The following is a 25,646-nucleotide window of genomic DNA, read 5'->3' as shown; positions in this document are numbered from 1 at the left end:
CCGCGACCACCCTCCCGCACCCGCCGCCCCGGCCGCCGGTGGCGTGCCTGCCGCTCGGCCGGATCACCCTCGCCCACGCGATGGCACGGCTAACCCGAGCTCAGCGGCGCGCGATCCAGCTGCGATACCTCGACGGCTACCCGCGCGACGCCGCCGCCCGGCTCATGGACCGCAGCGCCGCAGCATGGAACGGCGAGCCCTCCACCACATGCAGGCCGCCCTCACCGCACCGGCGTGCCCGGCATGAATTCCGCTCAGACATCAGCGAAAGGCTCCATCATGATCCTGTTCTACATCGCCGTCTACCACAACCTTGGCACCCGCTTCCTCCAGTACCAGCCCGGCCACCCCCTCACGAAGGTCATCTCCCACTGGCGGCACCTACCCGCCAAGACCAGTCCGGAGCAGATCGCCGACTGGGCCTACCACGTATTCAACGCCGACCTCGACCAGCTACAGGGCCTCCGGGGAAGAACGACCAACGACGGAGAGATCGACTTCCTACTCGCCTGCACCTACCAGCTGCTGAAGCTACGTTCACTGTCGACCGGTGACGTCGTCACTGTCTTCCACCCGGACGCAGGAGCCACATGGCTGGCCTGCGAGTTCGCGGGCTGGCGACGCATCAGCGAACCGGCAACCCGAACCGGCCACGGGCTGATCCCCGCGACCATCGGCCAGCACCTGAGCCGAGGCCAGCATGCGTGATCACCCCTGCCACCAGCACCGCCCAGGTCACCACACCGACGCATGCCTCAACGGCGGCTGCGGCTTCTGCGGCACCCCACTCGACCGCATCGCATCGGGCGAATGCCGCGCATGCCTGCGCATCGCCTGCGAGGCATGTGACGCCGGATATCAGCCCGACCTCGGTCCGATCTGCCAGCCGTGCGCACCATCCGCGCCCACCAGCACGACCGCCGACGGCGAGGTGGAGTACCGGCTATGCGTATTCGAGTTCGACCTGTCCTGCGGCCACACCGTCACTGTCGCCCTGACCGGCTGGTATCCGGTCATCGTCCGCTGCTGCGACCGACTCGGCGGCACCATCCTGCGCGGCGACTACAGGCCGTTCGCCTCTGACATCGACTACGTCAGGGTCGTGTCCGAGCGCTACGAGGTGCGGCCCAAAGGAACCCCGCCCGGCTCCACAGAGGTGATCGGCCGACGGCCCCGCACCGACGAGCCCTACCACTCTCGGTACCTGGGCATCGATGGCTCCACCGGACGGTACCCGGCGCGCGTTGGCGCCACCTGGAGTCTCGACGGCTCGATCGCAAAGCCCGAGACCACCTGACCTGGGCCGCCGTACACGGCGACCCAAACATAAAAGCGGCCCGCCTTTGGCGGGCCGTCGTCGTATCCGAGACCCGGGACGCTCCGCCTGGAAAACGCGCGTCCCGGGTTTCTCCAACGGAATGGAGGAATCCAGTGTTCACCACGCCCCTCGTGATCGCCACTCTCATGGCGGCCACGCTCGGAGCCGTCATCGGCTTCCTGATCAACCACGGGGCCATGCGGCCTGTCATTACCGGGCTGCGCGACGAGCTGGCCGACGCCGTCTGGCAGCTCACCCACGACCCGCTCACCGGCCTGCACAACCGCACCGGCCTGCGCGCCATCCACACCGCCAACGCCGCATCCGCCGAGCCCCAACACATCGTCGCCATGCTGATCGACCTCGACCTGTTCAAAGAGGTCAACGACGCCCACAGCCACAACGCCGGAGACGACCTGCTCAAGGCGACCGCTGATCGGATCAGGGAACTCGCCGAACTCTACGGCGGACACGCCGCGCGGCTCTCCGGCGACGAGTTCGCGGCCATCATGCCCCTTGGCCGAACCCGCCTCGCCGGCATGGCCGAACACTTCACGGACGTCATCGCCGAGCCCGTCGAGGTCCGCGCCGACAACGGGCCGGTCACTGTCACGATTACCGCGAGCCTCGGCGTCGCCATCGCCACCAGCACCGACCTGCTCGACGGCGTCGCCCTGCACCACGCCGACATGGCCATGTACCACGCCAAGCAGCAAGGCGGGAACCGGCACGTTCTCCACCAGCCCGGCATGACGATGCCCAGCCACCGACCTCGCCGAGGACCCCGCCTGCGTGACCGGCGCCGCTCGCAGAACGGGAACGGCGCATGAACCTCGCGACTCTGATGGCCTGCGCCACCTGCTCCCACGCACTCACCGAGCACCGGCATGGTAGCCGTCTCGGCTTCCGTCATCCGGTTGCCGACGAAGAACACGAAGTCGTGCCGGTGGACGCCGTCCACGCTCCGCAGGTCTTCAACCGGTGCCACACCTGCTCCGGCGAGCTACCCGTCTGGAACTACCGGACCGGCCTCATCCAGGTCATGGCGCTCGACGTCGGGGCCGTCGCGACCTACAACGATCACTGGCACGTCTGCTACGCGTGCGCCCAGCACATCGAGGCCGACGACGTTGGCGCCCTCACCGACCGGTGCGCGTCCTTCATGCGGTGGCGTCGCGGCAGCACCGAATATGTACAGCTGAACCTGTTGCACCGCGGCATCGTCCTCGGCCGCGAGGGACGAACACTTCTCACCACGACACGATGGCCAGCCGCTCGGATTGCCGCCGAGATGCTCCCGAAGGTCCGCGACCGGTTCACCGGATTGCTCGGCAGCCCGGTCGACCTTCCCACAGCCATTAACGACCGTGAAGGCCGCCAGAGCCTGGCAAACCAGCTCGACCTGGCACCGATGTACTGGATCAACGAGGAGTTCACCGAGTTGGTCAACGCGGTCAGCAGGAACCAGCCGCCCGCCAGGCTCTCCGAGGAACTCATGCCCTCGTCAGCCGGGCTGATCGCCTGGCCGGGAGCAGTCGGTCCTGGGCAGCTCGCCGCCGTCTCGTGGACACCCCAGTTTGACGGCTGGCAGCTGCTCGGCTACCGCAGCATCGGCAGTGCCCTGCGCGAAGACCTAATGCCTGCCCTGCGACACGAGATCGGCTGGCTGCTCCCCGCCCACGCCGAACACGTACCGCGGCGCGGCGCGCTCGACGGCAGCCACCCACTCGGGCCGCTCGTCACCACCTGGCTCCTGATCAACCAGCAGATGGCCGAAGCGGTCCCAGCGAAACTCCCGAAGGGAACGACCAAGGCATACCAGCGCAGCAACCGCCCCGCGCCCGACGTCCGGATCGTACGGATCAAGCCCCGGAACAGCGCGCCGGGACCGAGATCGCCCCAGCCGGATGGAACCCGGTCGCGGGCGAAGCCCGATCACCGATACTGGGTCTCCGGCCACGAGCGACAGCAGGCATGGGGACCCGGGCGGACGCTTCGCAAGCCGATCGATATCCAGCCGTTCCTCAAGGGCGACGAAAGCCTGCCCATCAAATTGAGTACGACCGTCCGCGTCCTCGGCAACCGAACGGCAGTTAGGGACTCCTGACTCCGGATTGAGTCGATCAGAGTGGTGGGCGGTCATACCCGTCCACCACCCACGATCTCGCGATTCCGATCGTCAGGGGTCAAGGCGGTGGCCAACATTTGCAAGCACTCCCGCCAGACCATCGACGTCGACCGCGACCACCTGGTGCGATACCTGGCCGACCTCGGCAAGGCCTCGGGCGCACACGACACCATCGCCAAGGCCGAGGCCACGTACGCCGCCGGCAGCTACGACAACATTCTCTCCGACCGGCAGAACCCGCACGCCGACATCAACGGGAACCTACGCGCGATGAGAACCAGGTCTCCGGCTACCCGGGGTAACGGGACTGACCGCCCCGTCCCGGCGGCATGTCAGGTCCGGGCGGGCGCGGTCTGGAACTTGGGTCGCCGGTTCGGGTGAGCTCGCCCTGGTCACCCGGGAGTCGAGCGTCGATACTCGAAAAATGACGCGGCGGCTGATCATCTTTCTGATGTCCGCAGGTGTGGGGCTGGCTGGGCTGGTCGTCCTCCTCGCAGGCGAGGGTCTCGACCGCACCGAGAAGATCATCTCTATCGTGGTCGGCGTGCTGTCCCTCGGTCTGGCAATGTGGGTCGGGCGCGGCGGGCGCCCCGCTCGTGTGCCCCCCGGGCCATCGCAGGGGTCCACCGCACTAACCCAGCCGGCGCCGGAGCGCGCCGACCTGCCACCGCCGATGGCGTCCGGGGCGGAGACCACGGGCGGATCCGCGCCCGTGGCCGGTGTCACCACTAACGTCGTGCAGGGCAGTCACGTCGAGAACCTGGTTCAGGCGAACCAGATCTCCCACCTGAATATCGGCGACGCACAGCGGGAGGGGATGTGACCGGCGTCGGCGACGCCGACGAGACGCGCATGGTCGAAGCGCTCGGCCATTGGCTGGATTCCGTGCTTCAGGCGGTCGGCATCCCGCTGTGCGAGCAGCGAAAAGACTGGTATGAACTGGTGCGCGCGCTGGGGACCGCCGTCCACGGTGATGAACTGAGCTGGGCCTTCCCCTACCGGCGAGGCAAGATCTGCCGGGACCTGGCCGACTGCTTCGCAACCTCCCACCCCGCGGCGTCGATCGACCTCGAGGACGGCGACCAAGCGCTCAATCGGGCGCTCGCCCGGCAGTTGGAGACGCTGACACCCGACCCGTTCTACGTCTCCTACTTCCACGGCAACCTCGCTGCGGTGCTGTACCGGGTCTGCCTTCGGGCGGTCCAAGAGGTCATCGCCCGCGGTCGCCTCGCGAACGCGTCGGAGCAGACCGATCCACGCTCGGTGGGCGGCCGGCTGCGCCGGCTCGGCTTCCAGACTCCGTTTCTCGCCCCCGACCCGTTGGCCGGTGCCTTGGCGAACAGCGTGGTCGACTCCACTGCGGGCACGATCATCCAGGCCGCCCAGATCGGCGAGCTGCGGATCGGCGGCGAGCCCAATCCAGCGATCCGCGGCGACCCCATCGTGGTGACGGTTGAACAGGCAGCGAGCTTGTACGCCGACGACACACCGATCAGCGGCCACTCGGTGCTACGAGTGCTGGTGGAGGCGGTCGGAGCCCGGACCGTGGTGCTGCAGTCGCTGCGGGCGCACGTCCTGTCCCGCACGCCACCCGCCGACGTTAGGAACATCTCGCACGTCTTGGGCATCCTTGAGGAGCGGGCCTTCGCGCTGGATCTCGACGAGGACCCACCGCGGCTCACTCCCGTACCGAATCAGAAATCCGCCCGCAGCTGGTCACGCTTCTTTCCGACGAGGCTGCGGGGCCCCCACCCGCCGGACTTCCCATTCACCGTCAGCCCGCTGGACCCGGAGCAGCTCGTCATCCGCCCGCACACCAGCACTTTCGCGGTCACCTGGAACCTCGAACTGAACTGGATCTACAAAGGCCAGCGCGGCTCCATCGTGCTCGACAACGCCGGCAGGCCGTTTGGGCTGCGCCCGCCCGGCTGACGCCGACAGGCGCGACGTCGGGATCCCCTGTAGGGGTACGGCGACTGCCGCAAGCGTGCGTGGTGGGTCGAGTTGCAGCTCGACCCACCATCCCCTGGTGACGTGATCAAGGGCGGGATCGGATGCGCAGGTTCAGCGCCATCGCTGCGAAGGTCGGCGAGTCGGGGAACGGCCTCTTCGAGCCGGCCGTGACCCAGCCCCACCTGCGGTACGCGGCAAGCGCGGGCGTGTTGTCGTCGCGAACGAGAAGGTGTGCGGCCTGCTCGGGACGATCACGCATCAGTTCGTCATGGATGGCGGCACCGTGGCCACGCCGCTGGTGAGCCGGCGTTACGGCGAATTCGCGGAAGATATACACCGGCCCAGTAGGCATGAGGTCGGGAAAGACAGCATGAATCTGCGGCCAGAGATCCTCGTCGTCGCGAGGGCTGCCAAACGCATACCCGACGCAGTGATCACCGGTCCAAGCGGTCACAAGGTCGAAGTCACGCGTCTTGGAGTAGATCTCGGCAAGGCGAGACCACCAGTCATCAGGGGAATACCACGGCTGGTCCAGGAGGTGCACGTGGGTCTCTGCGTAGATCGGCACGAGTTGCTCGCGCATCTGCAAGGCCTCGTCCGGGCCGGAATGCCGCAGGGTCAGCCGGTCATCCGCGCGAACATCCATCGTCAGCTCCGAATCTGTGGGGTTGCCGTCAGGAACTCCCGGTAGCTTCGCACTTCCGGCAGCCGATCCGCCGACGCGGGAATGGCATTCAAAACCCGGTGAGACAAGTCGACGATCGGTCGGATGTAATCCGCGCCCGGCAAACCTTCCAGCACATCCTGGGCGTGTCGGGCCGCTCCGGAGGCATCACCGATCTTCGCCAAACACATCGCCGCCTGCAGCTCGATCTGCGCGGGTCCTCGCCGGTAGGTATCGGGGTACAGCTCGATCGCGGCACGGCGTGCTTCATCGGCCTTCGCGAAGTCTCCGTTGAAGGAGTGCACGAACGACTGGGTGAACCGGAGCCTGTCATGGGACCATCCGAATACGGACCTGCCCTGTTCCATGACGGTTCGTGGCAGAGCGGCGCACACCTCCTCCAACTTGGGCAGGTATGAACGTGCCTCGGCCGCCCGACCCGCGAGCGCGAGTGCCTGCGCCTTTCCGCCAAGGAGCTCGGGCAGTGCTTCCGGCGCCGCATCCCCGAACATCTCCTCGTATTCATCTGCCATCGCGATGACCGTCTCGACAGGTCGCTGCTCGTACAATGCCCGAACGACCTCACGGCCGCGGACCCACGTACTCACCACGGGATCACCGGCGCCGTCGGCGAGATCGCGGGCAGTCCTCCACCACCGGCGCCCCTCGCGGAGCTGACCGAGGTTGGCGACCGTCATCGCGGTAAGCGCAGACAGCAGCGCGCCGGCTCGGCGGAGTTCTCGGGCGGTGTCCTCGTCAGTCTCCGCGGTCGCGTATTGGATCGCGATCATGTCGATCATGAGAATCTCGAGCAACTCGTGCGGCGGCATGGTCATGTAGTTGTAGCCGTGTTCGAGGGCGATCTCTTGCCACTCTTCGACGGAGGTGTCCGCACGCTCGCTCATGGCGGTCCCCATGCCGTGGCGGGTCACTTCAAGGGCCAGCACGGGGAAGATCAATCCTGTTTGAAGGAACGAACGTCGTTCCACTGGTTCAGCACCTCCGGGATCGCTCCATGCTGTCAGGAGGGTGGAGCCGAGGTCGGTGTAGCGGTTAGGCCCGGTGAGCAGAGCTCGGGTTGCTCTCGGCAGGGCGGCGATCCGGTCCCGGCTTGCGGCCGTGACCAAGGTTATGCCGGAACCGAGAATCGCATCCAGCGCTCTGGCGTCGTCTGGGTCGACGTTTCGGCCATTGGCGCTCTCCAAATAGCCGATCTTGGTTTTGGACATACGCACAAGGTCCGCCAGTTGCCGAACTGACAGGCCACGCGCGTCGCGAAGACGCCGTAACGCCTGGCCGAAGTGCTCCTCTTTGTCGATCATATCGACCCCCGGTCAGAGTCGCGATTGTCCCGACCGTCCGGGACGCAAAAAGGGACGGCAAGGTTCTTCCGGGGGCACACCGTACTCGGGACGATCGAATCACGAAACGTTCCGGCGCAAATTCACGTCGCCATTTCACCTAGCGGGGTTGCCGGGAACGCGACGCCTGCCGTGCTCAGCTACGTGACGGTTCTGATCTCGGAACAGGCCATGTGCAACAGGTCCAACTCAGCGAGCACCTCCAGCGGAAGGAACACGCGCATGTCCTTCGACCGGCACTCGGTACGGGCCCCAACGGCCTTGTGGAAAGACACCGAGCGGCAACTGACGGCCTACCAGGCCCCACCACCCGGCACGTCCCGACAGTCCCAGGCCAGCGGCGGAAGACACTCCGAAGACCCCGCACGTCCAGAGGACAACAAGACCGCGCTGCTCGTTTCGGAACAGGGCGATTCTTCGCAGCCCATCGTCGTATCGGCGACCGTGCCAATGGCAACAGTCGCACGGCGTCGTGCTCATGGAGCCGTACGAAACGCACCGCTCGCGGATGACGTGTTCCGGCTGGTGCATGCTGAGCGAGACGGGCTGCTGCTCCTTCACGAGGATGTGGCTGGCCTGGTCATGGCTGGTGCGCTGCTCGGCGAGCTTGTCCTCAGCGGGCACCTGACGATCTCGGCCGACCATATGGCGAGGGTTTTGACTCGCCTGCCGCCGGCGGATGCGCTCGGCCACATCGTCATCGATCACCTCACCCGCGAAACGCATCCGGTCCCGATCTGGTTGCCGTTCCTGGCCGGAACCGCCTACGCCCAAGTCGCTGATCGGATGATCCGCAGTGGCCATGTCGAGCAGGTCTTTACCCGGCGGCTGTTCGTCCGCCGGACCGGCTATCTCCCGGCGGACGGGAACAACGCTGCCTGGCCATGGGCGCGGCTGCTGAGCCGCCTCGAACGTCGCGAACCCCTCGATACCTCCGATCGGCTTCTCGGCGGGCTCCTGCTCGCTTGCGACTGGCATCGCACGGTTCTGCGGTCCGCGGACCTGAACGTGTCGTTGTCGCTGCGTCACGAACTGCAGCAGGCGCCCGGACCGGTGCAGCTTCTCGCTGCTCTCACCGAGGCTGCCGTTCGTTCCGCGGTCACCTCCCACCTCCGGTAGCCGCGGCCCTCCCCCTTCTCCCATCTGTCGAGGAGACACCAACCGTGTCCCACCCCCCTTACCCACCCCAATCGAGCGTCGTTCTACGGACGTTGGCCGGCGGCAAGCTCGGCGTGTGGCCGCTCGTGTTTACCGTGCTGTCCGCGGCCGCGCCGTTGACCGTCGTCGCCTCGGGCGCCACGACCGGCTGGGCTGTCACCGGTGTCACCGGCATCCCGATCGGCTACATCTCGGTCGCGCTCGCGTTGAGTTTGTTCGTCGTCGGGTTCGTCGCCATGTCCCGGCGGATCTCCAATGCGGGTGCCTTCTACACGTACGTCGCACGTGGTCTCGGCCGGCCGTTCGGTGTGGCCACCGCTTTCGTGGCGGTGCTGGCGTACAACGCGATGCAGATCGGCTGCGTCGGCGGGTTCGGCTATATCGCCGTCGACTACCTGAAGCAGCAGGGCATCATCGCCCTCCCGTGGTGGCTGATCGCTCTGCTGGGTATCGGCATCGTCGGCGTTCTGGGCGTCAGCCGTATCGACCTCAACGGCAAGGTCCTGGCCGTCCTGCTCATCGCCGAGATCGTCGTCTCGATGATTCTGGCCGTCGCCCAGGTACTGCACCCCGCCGGCGCAGCGGTCACCTACACCACCCTGAACCCGAGCAGCCTTGCCAGCAGCGAAGGCGGCACCGTCCAGGCAATCGCCTTCGCCGGTTTCGTCGGCATCGAGGGCACGGCCGTGTTCTCCGAGGAAGCCAAAGACCCTCGCCGGACCGTCGCCCGGGCCACATTCATCGCGCTGTTCCTGATCGGTGCGCTGTACTCGTTCTGCTCCTGGGCACTGTCAGTCGCAACCGGACCCGACCAGATCGTGGCCCGAGCCACCGCCGAAGGACCGGACCTGACGTTCAACCTCGCCGCCCCATACGTCGGCGCATTCATCGTCAACCTCGGGCACCTGCTGCTGATCACCAGCCTGTTCGCGGCCATGCTGGCGTTCCACCACTGCACCGCCCGCTACTTCTACTCCCTGGGCCGCGAGGAAGTCTTCCCCCGCTTCCTCGGCACCACCGCGCCCCGCTCGAAGGCTCCGCTCGGCGGATCGCTGGCCCAGACCGGCCTGGCCGCCGCCATCATCGCCCTCTACGCGACCGCCGGCTGGGACCCGCTGACCCAGCTGTTCTTCTGGCTCACGGTCCTCGGCGGGTTCGGGGTCCTGGCGATGATGGTTCTTACCTCCGCCGCCATCGTCCGCTTCTTCAACCAGGTGCCCGGGCGCGAGCGTGACAACGCCTGGCGCACCGTCTTCGCACCGTCGCTGGCGTTCATGGTCCTCGGCTGGATCGGCTGGGAGACAGCCACCGACTTCGCCCGGCTCCTCGGCGTATCGCCCGGGCATCCCGCCGCCACGCTCCTGCCACTGTCGTTCCTGGCCGCAGCCGCCGCCGGGCTGCTCTGGTCGGGATGGCTCGCCCTGTGCCGGCCGCACGTCTACCAGGTGATCGGCCGCGGCGCCGAGACCGCCCTCGCCACACTCGACCCGGCCACGCACCGTGCGGCGGTACGCCGATGACCACCGCTGACCGCACCGGGACCAGTGACGCGATGACGCATCCGCCCGCCACCGTTCGCCGTGCTGAACCAGGCGATGCTCTGGTCATCGCCGAACTGCTGGCCGAGGCGTTCCTTCACGGCGATCTCGCACCGTGGCTGATCCCGCATCCCGGCACCAGGGCACGCATCTACCCGCCGTACTTCGCGCTTCTCGCCGAGCACGCGCTCACCCACGGCGAAGTGGAAACGACCCGCGACAACACCGCCGTAGCCGTCTGGTACCAGATCGATGACGGCCCGCTGCCCGAGTTGCCGGGATACCGTCAGAGGCTGGCAGAGATCACCGGTGAGTTCCTGCCTCGATTCGCCGCGCTGGACGAGGCCATGCATGCCCATCACCCGTACGGGCAACCGCATCACTATCTCGCCTTCCTCGCCGTACACCCTGATCGGCAACGCCAGGGCCTGGGCACAGCGTTGCTCAACCACCACCACGCGGACCTCCATGCCGCCGGCATCTCCGCATATCTGGAGGCCACCAGCACCCGCAACAGCCGCCTCTACGCCCGGCACGGCTACCGGCCGCGACCCGTCTACCGGATCGCCGGTGACGGGCCTTCCCTGTTCCCCATGTGGCGATCACCTCCCGGCCCGACCACGCATCGGTAGCCGCCACATGGTCGGCCGGTCCGGCACGCCCCCGCGCCGGACCGGCCACCCCCACAGCCCCGCACCCAACAGCGCTTGACCTGCCGACGACGAGGCCCGAGCCATGACCGCCGAAGAGCTGAACTCCCGACTCGACACCACTGTGGCCAATCCCGCACGCCGCTACGACTACTGGCTCGGCGGCAAGGACAACTTCGCCGCCGACCGCGAGTCCGGCGACGCCATCGAGGCTGTCTATCCCGCCATCCGCACCGCCGCCGTAGAGAACCGGATGTTCCTACGCCGTGCTGTGCGCTACCTCGCCACAGAAGCCGGTATCCGGCAGTTCCTCGACATCGGCACGGGCCTGCCCACCGCCGAAAACACCCACCAGGTGGCCCAGGAGATCAACCCGACCTCCCGCATCGTCTACGTCGACAACGACCCACTGGTCCTGGCACACGCGCGAGCTCTACTGACCAGCCAGCCCGCCGGCCGCACCGCCTACATCGAGGCCGATCTGCGTGAGCCCGCCGAAATCTTCAACGCCGAGGAGTTGGTCGACATCCTCGACTTACGCGAGCCTGTCGCGCTGCTGCTCGTCGCGGTCATGCACTTCGTGCCGGATGACGAACAGGCCTACACCGTCGTCAAGACTCTGACGAACGCGCTACCCGCCGACAGCTGCCTCGTCGTCTCACACGCCACCTACGACTTCCTTCCCGCCGACATCGCAGACGTGTTCACCGCCAAGAGTCTCCCGGGAGCAGGCGACTTCACCGGGCGCAGCCGCGAGCAGTTCCTGCGCTTCTTTGACGGCTTGGATCTGATCGCTCCAGGCGCCGAGATGGTCAGCCAATGGCGTCCCGAATCGAGCAGCGCATCACCCCCAAAGCCTGTGTCGGTGTACGGCGCAGTCGCGCGCAAACCGTGACCGCTGTTGTCCAGAACAGAACCGAGATCCTGAGGAGACGTAATGACTGAGGCTCCCAATGATGCTGTGCCCGGCCCGACTGACAAGGGATTGGCGGATAAACCCATCTCGGCTGCCTATGCGGAGCGGGCGGGAGAGTTGCGCGACGCGTTGGTGGGGGAGCTTCGCGCCCGGGGAAAGATCACCAGCCAAGCGGTGGAGGCCGCGTTTCGGGTCGTACCACGGGAACGGTTTCTTCCCGCTGGCACACCGCTCGAGACAGCGTACGGCTACGACTCGTCGGTGGTCACCAAGCGTGATGAGAATGGGGCTGCGATCTCCTCGGTCTCTGCGGCCTACATCCAGGCCCGAATGCTGGAGCAGGCCGAACTACGGCCCGGAATGACGGTGCTGGAGATCGGCTCGGGAGGATTGAACGCGGCGTTGATCGCAGAGATCGTCGGCGCCGAGGGCCGAGCGGTCAGCGTCGACATCGATCCTGAAGTGATCGATCGTGCAGCGAAGTTCATGGACGAGACTGGCTACAGCAGCCGGGTCCGGGTACTGGTCGCGGACGCCGAGAACGGCGTGCCGGGTGAGGAATTGTTCGACGCGATCATCGTGACGGTCGGTGCATGGGACATCCCGCCGGCCTGGCTAGAGCAACTGGCCCCGACCGGCACGCTGGTCGTACCGCTGATCATGAACGGTGTCACCCGTACCTTCGGCTTCCGCCGCGAGGGTGATCACCTTGTCAGTACCTCGATCGAGGTGGCCGGCTTCGTTCCCATGCAGGGCATTGGCCGCCACAGCGATACTCCGCTCACCGTGGTCGACCCGGCCGGCAAGACGGTGACCTTGCAGTTCGACACCGCAGCAGCGCTGGCGCTGAACGACCTCGACGACGTCCTTCGCACCGAACCGACCGTCGCATGGTCCGGCGTTCTGTTCCCCAATGCGACTTCGTGGGCGGGCCTGTACGTCTGGTTCGCCTGGTACATGCCTGGCTTCTGCCGGCTGAGGGCCGAAGACGGCAGCGTGCTGGACGAGCACGGCAGGTGGTTTCCGTTCGCGACTGTCCGCGGCACCGGGCTCGCCTATCTGGTGATCCGTCCGGCGATGCAAGACCAGGGCGTCGAGTTCGGCGCCTGCGCCTTCGGGCGCGACGGCAAGATCGCCGCCGCCACGCTGGTCGAACAGATCAAAGCCTGGAATCGCGACGGCCGTAATACCGAGCCGACGTTCGCATACTGGCCTACCGGCAGCGACGAAACCCAACAGCCGGCCGACGCCGCCGTGCTGGCCAAGACGCACGGCGTCATCACGATCTCCTGGCCCGTTGAGGAATGAGCAGCGCGCGGCTCAATCCCGTACCGGCCAGGCGGAATAACCCCTTTTCACCGTAAGGAGTGATGTCGATGGCACCGACCACTGCGACCCTCGCCCCGCCCACGGACGTTCTCACGGACGAGGACTTCCAACTGGACATGCGGATCGTCGAGACGACGACCACGCTGGTCCGCGGACAGTGCAACACCGACGACGGCTGCGGCGACACGTGCAACACCAGCGCCTGCAACACGTCCTCGTACGACCCTGCCTGATCAAGCCGATCAACTCCTGCTGCCGGAGCTCCCATTCGCTGTGGGCTCCGGCAGCCCACCTCAATTTCCCTCGCCTACGGAGGTGCGGTATGCCAGCCGTTCACCACCGCTACGCCCCTGCTGGTCCGGTCCTGGTGCGGGCAACCACATATCCACCCAGCCAAGGCGCCACGGTGCCCCTGGACCTTGCAGCGAACGTGAACCGGGCGCGAGCCTGGCTGGCGGGCGCCTGGGCCGACCCCCGTGTGGCCGAAGCGATCACACTGGCCAATCCGGACCTCGCCGCTCGCACCCACCAGCTGCTACACACCCCCGACTCGAACTCGCGCGACATTCACCGGGCCGCCTCCGCCACGATGTCGTACCTGGTGCGGTGGCAGCGGAGGGCCACGCCTTTCGGTCTATTCGCGGGGGTAGCCACCGCTGCTGTTGGTCCTGCTCAAGCACGGTTCGGCGACCAGCACGATGTAGTTGTACGTGCCGACGGCGAATGGCTTACCCGGGTCTTGGAGAGCCTTGAACAGCATCACGACCTGAGGCGTCGTCTCTCAGTGGTAGCAAACAACGACGTTGTGGTCCGCGGCGACCGGGCCTATGTCGCCTGCCGGCCGCGGCCGGGCCAGAGCAAACCCGTTCCACTTCGGGAAACGTCGACCCGCTACACGAGAATCGTTCAAGCAGCACTCACGCACGCGGCCCGTCCGATCCCCTTTGCCCACCTTGCTGCTGCGCTGCGCGACCTTCTACGTGCTGATGGCCGCAGGGTCGACGCGCTGCTGCACGGCCTGATCGACGGGAACATTCTTCTCACTGACCTCCGGCCGCCGATGACCGCCTCGTCCGGACTTGCGCACGTAAACGCCGTACTGCTCGCGGTGAACGCCGACGACCTGCCGGAGGTCGCAGAGATAGCCGCTGGACTTCAGCGTGTCCATGCTGTGCTTGCCCGGCACAACGCCTCCACTGAGCGGGACGTCGCCGCAGACCTTCGATCCGTGGCCGCCGAAGTCATGATCGGCCTCGCGCCGCCCGTCCGCCATCCGCTCGCAGTCGATGTCCGACTTGATGCCGCCGTGAGCCTTCCCCGGCATGTCATCCACGAGGCCAGTCAAGCCGCTGGTCTGCTACTGAGGCTCAGCACGCAGCCGTTCGGTTCGCAGGCGTGGGTGGACTATCACGTTCGATTCCGCAATCGGTACGGCCCCGGCGCCCTGGTCCCGGTCCGCGACCTCGTCGCGGACTCCGGGCTGGGCTACCCGCATGGCTACCTCGGCACTCCCGATGAACGTCCGACCTGGCGGATCGTCACCGAGCGCGATGTCCACCTCATGCGGCTCATTCAGGAGGCATTGCTCGATGGAGATGAGCAGATCGTGCTGACGGACGCCGACATCAGAAAGCTCACCGTCGGCGACCCCTCAACGGCAGTGCCACCGGCGCGTGTCGAGCTGGGCGTCACCGTGCATGCTGCCTCTACCGAAGCGCTGGACCGCGGTGACTTCGAGCTACGGATCATCGGTGCGCCACGCACCCCGACGAGCATGGCCGGACGGTTCGCCTACCTGCTGCCTCCCGCCCACAGAGAGGAGCTCACCCGCTCCTACACCACGGCCACGGACGGCAAAGACGATGTGATCGCCGTCCAGGTGTCGTTTCCGCCCCGGCGTGTCCACAACCAGAACGTGGTGCGAGTCGGCCGCCTGGTGCCCACCGTCGTGGCGCTGTCCGAACACCCGCACGGCGACACAATCGACGTTGACGACCTCGCGGTTACGGCAGACGCTGACCAGCTCTACCTAATACGTCGCTCCACTGGACAACGAGTGGCCCCGTATCTTCCGCATGCGCTGGACCTTCGGGCTCAGACACCGCCGCTGGCCCGGTTCATCGCCGAGGTCGCTGAGGCCCGCAGCGCCGTGTTCGGGCCGTTCGACCTCGGTGCGGCGGCACGCAAGCTGCCTTACACACCGCGAATCCGGTACGGGCGTACCGTGCTGTCTCCGGCCCGCTGGCTGTTACACGCCACCGATCTCGAACCCTCTGCCGCCGACAACTTCCCTGACGAAGGTGCCTGGGAGACGGCGTTGCAACGGTGGAGGCAACGATGGCGCGTGCCAGCCCAGGTCATCGCCTGCCAGAACGATCTACGCCTTCCTCTCGATCTTGAATCTCCAGCAGATCGGCGAATGCTGCGGATGCGACTGGAACGGGCCGGCCAACTGGAGGTACGTGAAGACGGTCCCGCCGACGGGAACCGTTGGATTCGCCGTGCCGCTGAGTTCGTCATCCCGATGGCTCTGGAAGCGCCGTCACCTCGTGCTCTGCCGCACACGGACCCGCCCGGCGAAGTCCTCCGACCCGGTGACTCCGCCCTCGTACACGCCCGCCTCGCCGGCAACCCAGCCCGCTTCGACGAACTCCTCGTCTCTCAACTGCCTGCCCTTGTCGAGGATCTTTCAGACGTCGGCATCGTCCGTTGGTGGGTCCGCCGGCACCGGGACCTGAGTCGCCCGGAAGCCAAGCAGCATCTCGCCCTCCTGATCCGGCTGAAGGACGCCTGCGCCTACGGCGAAGTCGCGGCGCGCCTGGCCGCATCAGCCACAGACCTACAGACCCACGGCCTACCCGCGGATCTCACCCTCACCAGCTATTACGAGCATCCCGGCCGTTACGGATACGGCGCGGCACTGGACGCGGCCGAGCAAGTATTCTTCGCCGATACCACCGCGGCGATCACCCAATTACGCATGGCCCAGCAGACCGGCCTGCCCGCCCAGGCACTCGCCGCCACGTCGATGGCCCAGCTCGCGGCAAGCTTCGGCCCGGACCCGATCACTGGGCTGAAACGCCTTCTCCAATGCCTCGACCGCCAAACCGCGCCAGTCGATCGGAAGCTCAGCGAGACCACGCGGCAGCTCGCCGACCCCAGCGACGACTACTTCTACCTGAGAGCCCTCGACGTCGGCAACGACGTCGCCGCCGCCTGGCAGGCCCGGGACACCGCCCTACATAGCTATCACGATCACCTTCTACCTCAGCGCGATCCAGCCGGCGTTCTGCGCACTCTCCTGCACGAGCATCACATCCGTGCGGTTGGCATCGATCCGGAGACTGAACGCACCACCGGTCACCTCACGCGCGTTGCCGCCATGCGCGCCCTCGCGGCGGCAGGCGCCCGATGAACACGACCACCCTCACTGCGGAGCAGGCTGCCGCGCAGTCGCTCGCCTCCGGTATCGCAGGCGAGGCGCTGTTGGCAATCGAACGCGCCACCACCGGGTTCGGCAGCTGGGCCACCGCCAAGCACCTCATCCGAAAGGCAACGGCCGTACCGATCGACGCCGGTGCGCACAGCGGTCTGTACTACGGCGCACCCGCAATCGCCTTCGTACTACACCGCACGGACGCCGACGGCCAGCAACGGTACGCCGCCGAGAAACAGACTCTCGATCAGCGCGTACGGCAACTCGCCCGAGCCCGGCTCGGCATCGCACACGAGCGGCAGCGGACCGGCGCAGCATCCATTTTCAGTGAATATGACCTGTTCACCGGGCTGACCGGCCTCGGCGCCCTGTTGCTGCACCAACCTGCCACCGATGAGATGGCCCAGATCCTGCGGTATGTCGTTTCGCTCACCGAGCCGCGTCGCATTGACGGAATGACCGTGCCTGGTTGGTGGGTGGACCATCACCCCGATCCCCTCCTGCCCACCCCGGGCGGCCATGCGAACAACGGCATGGCCCACGGCGCAGCCGGGCTGCTCGCCCTGCTCGCCCATGCCAGCCTCCGTGATATCCGGGTCGACGGCCAGACTGACGCAATCGGCTACCTCTGCGCGTGGTTCGACCAATGGCGGCAGGAGGCTCCGACCGGAACCTGGTGGCCCCAATGGCTCACCCGCGAACAGGTCCGCACCAGCCGCCCCGGTCCCGGCCCCAACCGACCATCTTGGTGCTACGGCGCCGCCGGGATCGCCCGTGCACTGCAACTCGCCGCTCTCGCCACCGGGGACCGCATCCGCCAGGACATTGCCGAGCAGGCCATCGCCGCTTGCCTCACCGATCCGCAACTCGACCGGCTCACCGATGCTGGCATCTGCCACGGATACGCAGGCCTCTATCAGACCGCGCAACGCGCCGCCGCCGTCGCCCACGATCCGGCCATCGTCCAGCGGCTACCTGCACTCGCCACACGGCTCACCGCGGCCGCACCGTACGGCAGTAACGCCTTTCTGACCGGCAACGCGGGCGTCGCCTTGGTCACCGAAACCATCCGGGCCGGTCAGCCGCCCCGAACGAGGTGGGACGCATGCCTGCTCATCGCCTGAACCCCGACACCAAGGCGCTGGCCGACCGCGTCGAGGAACTGATCAGCGGCAAGGCCGACACCAGCCCTGTGCCAGCAGATCTCGCCGAGGCGGTCGACATCTACCGCGAAGCCGGGAGGGTGGCCCTGCACCGCCGCCAGGAACATGCCTGGTTCCAGGCCCACGTCACCCCCCTCGACTGGACCACGGCCGAACGTGTCTTCGCCACGCACATCACCCCACGCCTCGACGAACTGGTCCAAGGGCAGATGACATGGTGGTTCCTCCGGAAACATCCGTGTTGGCGAATTCGCGTACACACCAGCAATCACACCGCTGCAACCAGCCTTTTCGACGAACTGGCCACGTCAGGCGCCATCGCCGAATGGCGGCCCGGCATCTACGAGCCCGAGGCAGCCGCATTCGGCGGACCGACCGGCATGGACATCGTCCACGACCTGTTCTGCGCCGACAGCCACTGCGCACTTGCCATGTTCCTCCGAGACTCTCCGGACCTCGGCCGCCGGGAGCTGTCTCTCCTGCTCGTCCGCGCTCTCCAGCAGCATGCCGGCCTGGATTGGTTCGAAGCCGCAGACGTCTTCGCCCGGGTCGCTCAGATGCGACCCATTCCGGCCGACGCCGACCGCATCGACGCGCTCGCCATGACGATGAAGCCGCTCTTGACCGTTTCCGTCACCAACGGGGCACCGTTCACCGACGCGGCGACAGCCGCGTACGCAGAGCCTTGGATCGCCGCCTTCGCCCAAGCCGGCCAGAAACTGTATGACGCAGCCGCGACCAACCGCCTCGATCGAGGGCTGCGAGCCGTGCTCGCCCAGATCGTGATCTTCCACTGGAACCGACTGGGTCTGTCCGCAGCAGCCCAAAGCATCCTCGCGCAGGCGGCAAAGGCCGCCATCCTCCCCCGGAGCTGACCATGCACCCGAGCGCCCGAGCCGCCCTTCGGCACTTCCCACTGATCGGTCGGCCCCGCCCCGCCTGCCCCAGCCTGCCCGAACGCATCAAGGTCGTCACCGACGCAGTACAAGCCGCGGCGGAGAAAGCCGAAGGCGGAATGCACGACGCCGCTCACGCCCTGAACAAAGCCGCCCTGATCGCCAGCGACGGCGGCCATCCCGACCTTGCCCGGCAGCTCTGCTGGCAACACATCAACGCCTATCGGCAGATCGGACGACAACTGACCTACCTCGAAGCCCGCTACCTGCTCGAGCCCGTTCACAACCTTGCCCGCCAGCAGATCCGCGCGGACCATGGCTCCCCTGCCCTGCGCCTGCTCGAGGCCATGCACCGGGCGATCACCGGCAACCGGAACCTTGTTGTCGACACTCGCACCCTGCCCACAGCGGACCTCACGGGTGACCGGCGGGACAAGGAGATGCTCCATCGCTGGATCTGGCTTCAACTCGTCGGTGACGGCGTCCGTGCCCTGGCGCTCGGGGACCGTTGGACCCAGGCTGCAGACCACGCTCGGCGCCACAACGGTGTCGGCGACCATCTGCTCGAAGGCCGGCAGGCCGCGATCATCGCCCACATCATCGACGGCGACCGGGATCAAGGCCGCGAGCTCTTGAGCCGCAGCACACCGACCGAGCCGTGGGAACGCGACGTCATTCCATGTCTCCACGCCGTCATAGCGGACCTACACGCAGGCACCGCGGCGCAACACCTGGACACCGCCGCGGCCCGCTACCGGGCAACGCCAAACACCGGGCGTCCCTCCTATCGGGCGCAGTTTGGGCTCACCATCGCCACCCTGGCCACCGCACTCGAACCCGAGAAGGGTATCGACATCCTGGGTCTGGTCGCTGACGAAGCGGTCGCCTCCGCTGACGGCTACGCCGCTCGCGACGTCGCGAAACATTCTTCAGCAGCCAGCGGTCTCACGGACCAGCAGGCCAAGCAGCTCAACGAGTTGGCTGCGGAGTCCGGACTCGGCTTCGACGCCTTTCCCGGGTCCGCGCAACGAGAACTCGTGAGCGCCGCCCGCGAGGCGACTCACCGACTGGCATTCGCTCTCAAAGTCCACAACCAGCATCCATAGCAGCAAGCGGATCGAGCGACTCCACGCCGACGAAAGGACTGAACGCCAGCCATGCCCGAGCGCCCGAAACTGATGGGCACCCGCGAGGTCCAACAGCGGCTCCGCTTGTCCCGCCAGCGTATCCAACAGTTGACCGAGCGCGCCGACTTCCCGCGACCGTGCGGGGAACTGGCCATGGGCCGCGTGTGGCTCGCCTGCGAGGTTGAGGCATGGATCCACACCTACCGCCCCCGCCAGGCGAACACCGGGGAAGAGGGCTGCAGCTGAAGGATTCCGGCTCGCCGAAAGGCTCTGCTCGCGAGGCACCCGAGCGCTTCTCCGGCTGGGCCTACCCCGCACGTCAGGCCGCAGACCAGAGCCTTTCAGCGTTTCTGGTCGTCGGGTGTCCTTCGCCATTGAGCATGCCCCCGTGCAGACTGGCCCGGCTGTCGCGTCCGATTGAACGTTGCGGGCGATTCACCAGCCGAGATGAACCGGGGCATCGGTGTTGCTGTATGGCCTATAGAGTGCAAAGTTCGCATACACGGGGAGGGTGTCGATGCAGCCTACGCAGCTTGAGGTTGACGTTCAGGCCCTGCGTGGGATCGGAACAGAGGTCACCGCGGCCGCGACAACGTTGCGCAACACCGCGAAGAACGCCGAAGCGGGACTTGCTCCTACGCCTCAGGCCGGCTCGGAGGCGGCCAGGGCAGCCCAATCGGCAGCGATGGCCTGGCTTGCCGACCTGCACCGGCTGACCAATGATGTCGATTCCTTCGGCGCACGTTTGACCAAAGCGGCTCGAGACTACCGGGCAACTGATCACACAAACGCCGACGGTCTCCAGGGGAGCCAGTACCGGGTGCCCCGATGAGCGAGATGACCCTGGAAGACCTTCTGTCGTTCGACGCGGCGCCGTGGCATTCCGCTGTCGACCATTGGCACCGGCTCGCCCAGGGAATCGACGACGCCGCAGAGCAACTGATCCGGGGAACCCGTGACCTGCCCTACGCCTGGTCGAGTGGCACCGGCTCGGAGGCGGCGGCAGAGAAAGCTGCCGATCTTCGCGCTGAGGTCAGCAACACCTACAACCCGGCCAAGCGCGTCCACGATGCGATGGACCAGCATGCCTACGGCATGAAAGCCCTGCGGCAGCAGGCGGAGAACATCGTCGCCTCGGCTCGTCAGTCTGGATACACCGTCGATACCGCCGCTGCCACCATCACCGCGCCGGCAACGGCGTACTCCGCAGGCAACCTGGATCACACCGCGCGTGAAACCGGAGCACTGCTGAACGACCTGCGGGCTGTCCTGGAAAGCGCACGAGCGCTCGACGATTCCACCGCCAACGCCATCACTGTCAACGCTCCCTCGCCCAAGGCCGGCTTCGGGACGACGCAGCTACCGGCCCTTTCCCGTACGGACCTTGAGGCACAGGCCAAGCGGTCCCCGGCCGAGGTCCGCGCCTGGTGGGAGTCACTTACCCCGCAGCAGCAGGAGCAGGCGATCTTGGATTTCCCCGAGCTCGTCGGCTGGATCGACGGTATCCCGATCACCGACCGCGACGTAGCCAACCGCTCTGTACTGCAGCGCGACACCGACAGCCTCAAGCAGCAGGCCGCGTCGGTCGACGCTCGTACGCAGTATTTGAAGAGTATGTACGACCAGGGCCGGATCACTGAGGTGTATCCGGACGCATTCGACGCCAAGACCGCCTTGGACGCCGAGCTCGCCCAGTTGGGAACGCAGCACGACGATCTCGCCGGCAAGTTGCGAGGTCTCGAAGCCATCAGCTCTCGACTCGCCGATCCCAACAAGCCCGACGCATACCTGATCGGCCTTTCCACCGCCGCCGACGGCAAGGCAATCGTCTCTGTCGGCAACCCCGACACATCGAACAACATTGTTACCTACGTACCTGGCACCGGAGAAGACCTCTCCAAAGCGGCAGGCGGAATGAGCCGCGCTGGCATCATGGCGAGTGACGCAGCCCTCCAGGATCCGACAAGGAGCACCGCTGCGGTCTACTGGTACGGCTACGACGCCCCGAACGCGATCCTGCCGGACGCGGGTTTCAGCTCCTACGCCGAGGACGGCGGCCCGGCGCTCGACAACTTCCAGACCGGGCTGCGAGCCACCCACGAAGGCGACATCCCGTCCCGTAACACCGTCCTGGGACACAGCTACGGCTCAACCGTCATCGGGCACGCCGCGATGAGCCCGAGCATCAGCGCCGACGCCCTGGTATTCGTCGGCTCCCCCGGCGTCGACGTCAACCAGGCATCCGATCTGACCGGCGTACGGCCGGACCAGGTCTATGCGACCCGCGCGGAGTACGACGCGATCCGTAAAGTTCCCGACTGGGACATCGCCCATGGCAACGACCCGAGCGACCTGGACTTCGGCGCCCGGGTATTCGCCAGCGACCCCGGCAACTCCAACGCCGAAGGCGACACCCACTCCGCCTACTGGAACGACAACAACATCGCCCGCAAGAACATCGCATTGATCGTCACCGGCAAGCTGTAGCGAGGTGTACTGACATGACAATCCGACGGCTCCGCTACACGCTGATGGCAGCGGTCACGACCTTGACACTGGCCGCATGTGCCGGAGAGGACAAGAGTTTGCAGCCCACCGCGACCAAAGCTCAGGCCGTCCAGCGGGTAGAAGAACTCGTTCACGAGGCTTTCGGGCAGCTACCATCCGGCGCCACCCTCAAGATCAACGTTGACGAGGACAGCCTGCCGTGCGACGACGCCACGGATGGCGGCCCCGCCGGCCGCATCTTTGCTGAGAAGCGTTACCTCATCGTCCCGCCCGGCACCGGTGCGTGGCCGACTGAGCAGATCATTCCGACACTGGTCACCTTCTGGCAGCAGAAGGGCTACAAGGTCCACACGGACAAGCGCAGCGAACCGGAGCCGCGCTACAGCGTCGAGACGCCCGACGGCTACTTCGTGACCGCCAATGCCTGGAGCCGCGGCGACCACCTCGACATCACGCTCAGCAGCGACTCCCCCTGCATCTGGGAAAACGGCACCCCGGACCCGCAATAGTCTTCCTTCGCCAGCCAACAAGTCGAGCCCGATATCAACATCATCAAAGGCGGGCCCCGGACAGTCACCGTCGGACCCCCATGAACGGAGCATCACAGTCCACCTTCACCCCCGAGCCTGCCGCGGTGACCGAAAAAGCCAAACAGCATCAGTTGCGGGGTGGCGCCAGCCGCCACGGAGCCCGGTCGCGATGACCGGGAACGGGCACGGGCACGGGCCTCGGTGGTGGTACCGCGAGCGGACTTGCCGTTACGGAGCCCGGTCACGGCGACCGGAAACGGCTCGGCTCCATCGAGCACCGGGCCGACGACGCAAGGCCGCTACGGAGCCCGGTAACGGTGACCGGGAACGGAGGCCCTCAACCAGTCCGGCCTGGTGGCGATCCAGTTGCCGCTACGGAGCCCGGTCACCTTGACCGGGAACGGACGCTGGCCGCGATCAAGGACGAGAACGTCCACATGCCGCTACAGAGCCCGGTCACGGTGACCGGGAACGGTCGCCTGGTTCGGTGCGATGCACACCCAGATCTAGCCGCTACGGAGCCCGGTCACGGTGACCGGGAACGGTGCCGCGCTGACGCCCGGGAAGCCGAGGAGACCGCATGCCGCTACGGAGCCCGGTCACGATGACCGGGAACGGCACTGACCTCGCCACGTGGGCTCCTGCTCGGGGCACGCCGCTACGGTGCCCGGTCACGGTGACCGGGAACGGACGGGCAGCGATGCGACTCGGTGGTGGCTGGACACGCCGCCGCTACGGAGCCCGGTCACGGTGACCGGGAACGGTTGGGTGTTCCTCTTTACGGTCGCCCTTGATGGTCGTGCCGCTACGGAGCCCGGTCCGGTGACCGGGAACGGCCGGGCAATCACGACCAGGCCGTGAGGATCGCGGGGCCGCTACGCAGCCCGGTCACGGTGACCGGGAACGGTGGTCGGACCGGATGGTCAGGGCCTCGGCCGATACGGGCCGCTACGGAGCCCGGTCACGGTGACCGGGAACGGCCGTGACCCCGACGGAGTTCCGCCTCACGATCCTGCGGCCGCTACGGAGCCCGGTCACGGTGACCGGGAACGGTCGGCTCGATGTTCAACGCTGACAAGCTGACCTTGCCGCTACGGAGCCCGGTCACGGTGACCGGGAACGGGCGGCTACCGCAAGGTCGCCGGCGCGGTGAAGCGGCCGCTACGGAGCCCGGTCACGGTGACCGGGAACGGGGGCCAGCGTGTTGTACGGCCGTGGGATCTCACCAGGCCGCTACGGAGCCCGGTCACGGTGACCGGGAACGGCGGTGGCCGAAGGCGTTGTGGCGCGCTCGGTTGCTGCCGCTACGGAGCCCGGTCACGGTGACCGGGAACGGGCGAACAGGTCAAGTACTGGCGCCGTAAGCGCGGCCTGCCGCTACGGAGCCCGGTCACGGTGACCGGGAACGGCCGACGCGCACGAGTAGGTCGATCGCCTGGAGGTTGCCGCTACGGAGCCCGGTCACGGTGACCGGGAACGGCCAGCTCGGCGCCGTAGTAGTACTCGTCGCCGTGCTGGCCGCTACGGAGCCCGGTCACGGTGACCGGGAACGGGATCCAGGGCATCGCCAAGCGGGAGCTGGCGGCGTAGCCGCTACGGAGCCCGGTCACGGTGACCGGGAACGGCACCACAAGACGCGGGAGGTGACCATGGCCTGGCCCGGCCGCTACGGAGCCCGGTCACGGTGACCGGGAACGGGTCGGCAAGACCTGCTCGAGGTGCTTGGTCCTGGCCGGGCCGCTACGGAGCCCGGTCACGGTGACCGGGAACGGCTTCCAGTTCTCGGACAGGCCCATCGTGCCGAGCTTGCCGCTACGGAGCCCGGTCACGGTGACCGGGAACGGTCGTCGGAGGACGTGACCGTCTGGAGTTACACGGTGCCGCTACGGAGCCCGGTCACGGTGACCGGGAACGGGCGAACATAGGTACGGACCTGGTCGCCGCAAAGCCCGCCGCTACGGAGCCCGGTCACGGTGACCGGGAACGGGCTGGACGCTGAAGGAGACGACGTGACTGCGATCGCGCCGCTACGGAGCCCGGTCACGGTGACCGGGAACGGGCGCGGGCGTTGCGAGCGGCGTAGTAGGTGATCTGCGAGCCGCTACGGAGCCCGGTCACGGTGACCGGGAACGGTTGCGATTCGCTGCCTGACGCGCACGCATGGCCTCGCCGCTACGGAGCCCGGTCACGGTGACCGGGAACGGAGGAGCGGACCACCTGGCAGAACCGGGAGTCGCAGCCGCTACGGAGCCCGGTCACGGTGACCGGGAACGGGCCCGGTGGTCTTCGGTTTTGATACTGGCGAGCCGGACACCGCCGCTACGGAGCCCGGTCACGGTGACCGGGAACGGGCCCGGTGGTCTTCGGTTTTGATACTGGCGAGCCGGACACCGCCGCTACGGAGCCCGGTCACGGTGACCGGGAACGGGCCCGGTGGTCTTCGGTTTTGATACTGGCGAGCCGGACACCGCCGCTACGGAGCCCGGTCACGGTGACCGGGAACGGGTGTTGTCGACCAGCGCGGCGTGCCGGATGCCGTCGCCGCTACGGAGCCCGGTCACGGTGACCGGGAACGGTCGAGACGCTGCCGGACCTCACGGCCCAGCTCCTGCCGCTACGGAGCCCGGTCACGGTGACCGGGAACGGCGGCCGCGGCGGAGCGGCGGGAATGCCACCGGCGATGCCGCTACGGAGCCCGGTCACGGTGACCGGGAACGGGCGGTCGTCGTCGCGGCCTGGCCACAGCTGACCGGGCCGCTACGGAGCCCGGTCACGGTGACCGGGAACGGCTCCCCAGTGCGGGGGTGGACACGCGAAGGATGCCGCTACGGAGCCCGGTCACGGTGACCGGGAACGGGCAGCGGTCCTCGGCCTGGGTCGCCTCGACCAAGCTCGCCGCTACGGAGCCCGGTCACGGTGACCGGGAACGGCCGCGTGGAGCCAGGGGAGCGGCTGTGGTGGGAGCGGCGCC

Annotated in this window: 22 protein-coding genes, 1 pseudogene and 1 CRISPR repeat array (1 of these 24 only partly in view); of the genes and pseudogenes, 21 read left to right on the top strand and 2 right to left on the bottom strand. The window is 67.2% G+C overall.

Translation table 11 applies throughout. The annotated features are described in order from the left end of the window. Nucleotides 1-80 precede the first annotated feature (80 nt). The 8 genes and pseudogenes from CHC09_RS48965 to CHC09_RS41300 all read left to right on the top strand — a co-directional run. Nucleotides 81-170: pseudogene (locus CHC09_RS48965) on the top strand (hypothetical protein); the annotation flags it as partial. A gap of 109 nt (nt 171-279) precedes the next feature. Further along, nucleotides 280-708 (top strand): hypothetical protein, encoded by a 429-nt coding sequence (locus tag CHC09_RS41330; RefSeq protein WP_089298727.1) that lies wholly within the window; start codon nt 280-282, stop codon nt 706-708. Next, entirely contained in the window at nt 701-1,297 is a 597-nt protein-coding gene (locus CHC09_RS41325; RefSeq protein ID WP_089298726.1) for a hypothetical protein, read from the top strand. Before CHC09_RS41330 ends, CHC09_RS41325 begins: the two co-directional genes overlap by 8 nt. A 134-nt stretch (nt 1,298-1,431) precedes the next feature. Continuing rightward, nucleotides 1,432-2,148 (top strand): GGDEF domain-containing protein, encoded by a 717-nt coding sequence (locus CHC09_RS41320; RefSeq protein ID WP_089298725.1) that lies wholly within the window; start codon nt 1,432-1,434, stop codon nt 2,146-2,148. Continuing rightward, a complete protein-coding gene (locus CHC09_RS41315) occupies nt 2,145-3,425 on the top strand; it encodes a hypothetical protein (RefSeq protein ID WP_089298724.1) in 1,281 nt (426 codons plus the stop codon). The genes CHC09_RS41320 and CHC09_RS41315 overlap by 4 nt, the downstream gene beginning before the upstream one ends. An 87-nt stretch (nt 3,426-3,512) precedes the next feature. Then, entirely contained in the window at nt 3,513-3,827 is a 315-nt protein-coding gene (locus CHC09_RS41310) for a hypothetical protein (protein ID WP_089298723.1), read from the top strand. Between the two features lie 43 nt (nt 3,828-3,870). Continuing rightward, entirely contained in the window at nt 3,871-4,269 is a 399-nt protein-coding gene (locus tag CHC09_RS41305; RefSeq protein ID WP_089298722.1) for a hypothetical protein, read from the top strand. Beyond that, a complete protein-coding gene (locus CHC09_RS41300) occupies nt 4,266-5,378 on the top strand; it encodes a hypothetical protein (RefSeq protein ID WP_089298721.1) in 1,113 nt (370 codons plus the stop codon). Before CHC09_RS41305 ends, CHC09_RS41300 begins: the two co-directional genes overlap by 4 nt. A 106-nt stretch (nt 5,379-5,484) precedes the next feature. Here CHC09_RS41300 and CHC09_RS41295 read toward each other — a convergent pair whose 3' ends face one another. Both CHC09_RS41295 and CHC09_RS41290 read right to left on the bottom strand, forming a co-directional pair. Beyond that, nucleotides 5,485-6,045 carry a GNAT family N-acetyltransferase gene (locus tag CHC09_RS41295; protein ID WP_089298720.1) on the bottom strand — a complete coding sequence of 187 codons (561 nt, stop codon included), beginning with the start codon at nt 6,043-6,045 and terminating at the stop codon, nt 5,485-5,487. Between the two features lie 2 nt (nt 6,046-6,047). After that, on the bottom strand, nt 6,048-7,385 hold the full coding sequence (locus tag CHC09_RS41290; protein ID WP_089298719.1) for a helix-turn-helix domain-containing protein: 1,338 nt from the start codon (nt 7,383-7,385) through the stop codon (nt 6,048-6,050). Between the two features lie 261 nt (nt 7,386-7,646). Here CHC09_RS41290 and CHC09_RS41285 point away from each other — a divergent pair, with 261 nt between their 5' ends. The 13 genes from CHC09_RS41285 (at nt 7,647) to CHC09_RS41220 (ending at nt 22,654) form a co-directional block, all read left to right on the top strand. After that, nucleotides 7,647-8,543, top strand: coding sequence for a GOLPH3/VPS74 family protein (locus CHC09_RS41285; protein WP_179277506.1), 897 nt, complete (start codon nt 7,647-7,649; stop codon nt 8,541-8,543). 44 nt (nt 8,544-8,587) lie between these two features. Further along, entirely contained in the window at nt 8,588-10,102 is a 1,515-nt protein-coding gene (locus tag CHC09_RS41280) for an APC family permease (RefSeq protein WP_089298717.1), read from the top strand. Further along, a complete protein-coding gene (locus tag CHC09_RS41275) occupies nt 10,099-10,752 on the top strand; it encodes a GNAT family N-acetyltransferase (RefSeq protein ID WP_239138854.1) in 654 nt (217 codons plus the stop codon). The genes CHC09_RS41280 and CHC09_RS41275 overlap by 4 nt, the downstream gene beginning before the upstream one ends. Nucleotides 10,753-10,855: 103 nt before the next feature. Further along, nucleotides 10,856-11,665: an SAM-dependent methyltransferase gene (locus CHC09_RS41270; RefSeq protein WP_089298716.1), complete on the top strand. Its 810-nt coding sequence runs from the start codon at nt 10,856-10,858 to the stop codon at nt 11,663-11,665. Between the two features lie 42 nt (nt 11,666-11,707). Next, nucleotides 11,708-12,994 (top strand): methyltransferase, FxLD system, encoded by a 1,287-nt coding sequence (gene fxlM, locus CHC09_RS41265; RefSeq protein WP_089298715.1) that lies wholly within the window; start codon nt 11,708-11,710, stop codon nt 12,992-12,994. A 68-nt stretch (nt 12,995-13,062) separates the two neighbouring features. After that, nucleotides 13,063-13,248: an FxLD family lanthipeptide gene (locus CHC09_RS41260; RefSeq protein WP_239138853.1), complete on the top strand. Its 186-nt coding sequence runs from the start codon at nt 13,063-13,065 to the stop codon at nt 13,246-13,248. Nucleotides 13,249-13,421: 173 nt separating this feature from the next. Beyond that, complete coding sequence (locus CHC09_RS41255; RefSeq protein ID WP_239138852.1) at nt 13,422-16,430, top strand: lantibiotic dehydratase; 3,009 nt, start codon at nt 13,422-13,424, stop codon at nt 16,428-16,430. Continuing rightward, nucleotides 16,427-17,575, top strand: coding sequence for a lanthionine synthetase C family protein (locus CHC09_RS41250; protein ID WP_089298712.1), 1,149 nt, complete (start codon nt 16,427-16,429; stop codon nt 17,573-17,575). Before CHC09_RS41255 ends, CHC09_RS41250 begins: the two co-directional genes overlap by 4 nt. After that, entirely contained in the window at nt 17,557-18,489 is a 933-nt protein-coding gene (locus CHC09_RS41245; RefSeq protein ID WP_089298711.1) for a thiopeptide-type bacteriocin biosynthesis protein, read from the top strand. The genes CHC09_RS41250 and CHC09_RS41245 overlap by 19 nt, the downstream gene beginning before the upstream one ends. Before the next feature lie 2 nt (nt 18,490-18,491). Next, nucleotides 18,492-19,616 (top strand): hypothetical protein, encoded by a 1,125-nt coding sequence (locus CHC09_RS41240; protein WP_089298710.1) that lies wholly within the window; start codon nt 18,492-18,494, stop codon nt 19,614-19,616. A 538-nt stretch (nt 19,617-20,154) separates the two neighbouring features. After that, nucleotides 20,155-20,469: a type VII secretion target gene (locus tag CHC09_RS41230; protein WP_089298709.1), complete on the top strand. Its 315-nt coding sequence runs from the start codon at nt 20,155-20,157 to the stop codon at nt 20,467-20,469. A gap of 5 nt (nt 20,470-20,474) precedes the next feature. After that, a complete protein-coding gene (locus CHC09_RS41225; RefSeq protein ID WP_179277509.1) occupies nt 20,475-22,124 on the top strand; it encodes an alpha/beta hydrolase in 1,650 nt (549 codons plus the stop codon). Nucleotides 22,125-22,138: 14 nt separating this feature from the next. Beyond that, nucleotides 22,139-22,654 (top strand): hypothetical protein, encoded by a 516-nt coding sequence (locus CHC09_RS41220; protein ID WP_089298707.1) that lies wholly within the window; start codon nt 22,139-22,141, stop codon nt 22,652-22,654. Nucleotides 22,655-23,545: 891 nt separating this feature from the next. After that, nucleotides 23,546-25,646: direct repeats of the CRISPR family, unit length 36 nt; unit sequence GCCGCTACGGAGCCCGGTCACGGTGACCGGGAACGG; it runs 322 nt beyond the window's last position.

It is taken from the genome of Actinoplanes regularis (genome assembly GCF_900188005.1).
GTDB classification, from domain to species: domain Bacteria; phylum Actinomycetota; class Actinomycetes; order Mycobacteriales; family Micromonosporaceae; genus Actinoplanes; species Actinoplanes regularis.
This window is presented reverse-complemented; position numbering and strand designations above follow the sequence as displayed.

Coding starts and splice junctions, on each gene's coding strand:
- CHC09_RS41330 (WP_089298727.1), top strand. CDS start 280: ATGATCCTGTTCTACATCGCCGTCTACCACAACCTTGGCACCCGCTTC.
- CHC09_RS41230 (WP_089298709.1), top strand. CDS start 20,155: ATGCAGCCTACGCAGCTTGAGGTTGACGTTCAGGCCCTGCGTGGGATC.
- CHC09_RS41260 (WP_239138853.1), top strand. CDS start 13,063: ATGGCACCGACCACTGCGACCCTCGCCCCGCCCACGGACGTTCTCACG.
- CHC09_RS41290 (WP_089298719.1), bottom strand. CDS start 7,385: ATGATCGACAAAGAGGAGCACTTCGGCCAGGCGTTACGGCGTCTTCGC.
- CHC09_RS41295 (WP_089298720.1), bottom strand. CDS start 6,045: ATGGATGTTCGCGCGGATGACCGGCTGACCCTGCGGCATTCCGGCCCG.
- CHC09_RS41325 (WP_089298726.1), top strand. CDS start 701: ATGCGTGATCACCCCTGCCACCAGCACCGCCCAGGTCACCACACCGAC.
- CHC09_RS41225 (WP_179277509.1), top strand. CDS start 20,475: ATGACCCTGGAAGACCTTCTGTCGTTCGACGCGGCGCCGTGGCATTCC.
- CHC09_RS41270 (WP_089298716.1), top strand. CDS start 10,856: ATGACCGCCGAAGAGCTGAACTCCCGACTCGACACCACTGTGGCCAAT.
- CHC09_RS41305 (WP_089298722.1), top strand. CDS start 3,871: ATGACGCGGCGGCTGATCATCTTTCTGATGTCCGCAGGTGTGGGGCTG.
- fxlM (WP_089298715.1), top strand. CDS start 11,708: ATGACTGAGGCTCCCAATGATGCTGTGCCCGGCCCGACTGACAAGGGA.
- CHC09_RS41245 (WP_089298711.1), top strand. CDS start 17,557: ATGCCTGCTCATCGCCTGAACCCCGACACCAAGGCGCTGGCCGACCGC.
- CHC09_RS41250 (WP_089298712.1), top strand. CDS start 16,427: ATGAACACGACCACCCTCACTGCGGAGCAGGCTGCCGCGCAGTCGCTC.
- CHC09_RS41220 (WP_089298707.1), top strand. CDS start 22,139: ATGACAATCCGACGGCTCCGCTACACGCTGATGGCAGCGGTCACGACC.
- CHC09_RS41315 (WP_089298724.1), top strand. CDS start 2,145: ATGAACCTCGCGACTCTGATGGCCTGCGCCACCTGCTCCCACGCACTC.
- CHC09_RS41275 (WP_239138854.1), top strand. CDS start 10,099: ATGACCACCGCTGACCGCACCGGGACCAGTGACGCGATGACGCATCCG.
- CHC09_RS41240 (WP_089298710.1), top strand. CDS start 18,492: ATGCACCCGAGCGCCCGAGCCGCCCTTCGGCACTTCCCACTGATCGGT.
- CHC09_RS41285 (WP_179277506.1), top strand. CDS start 7,647: ATGTCCTTCGACCGGCACTCGGTACGGGCCCCAACGGCCTTGTGGAAA.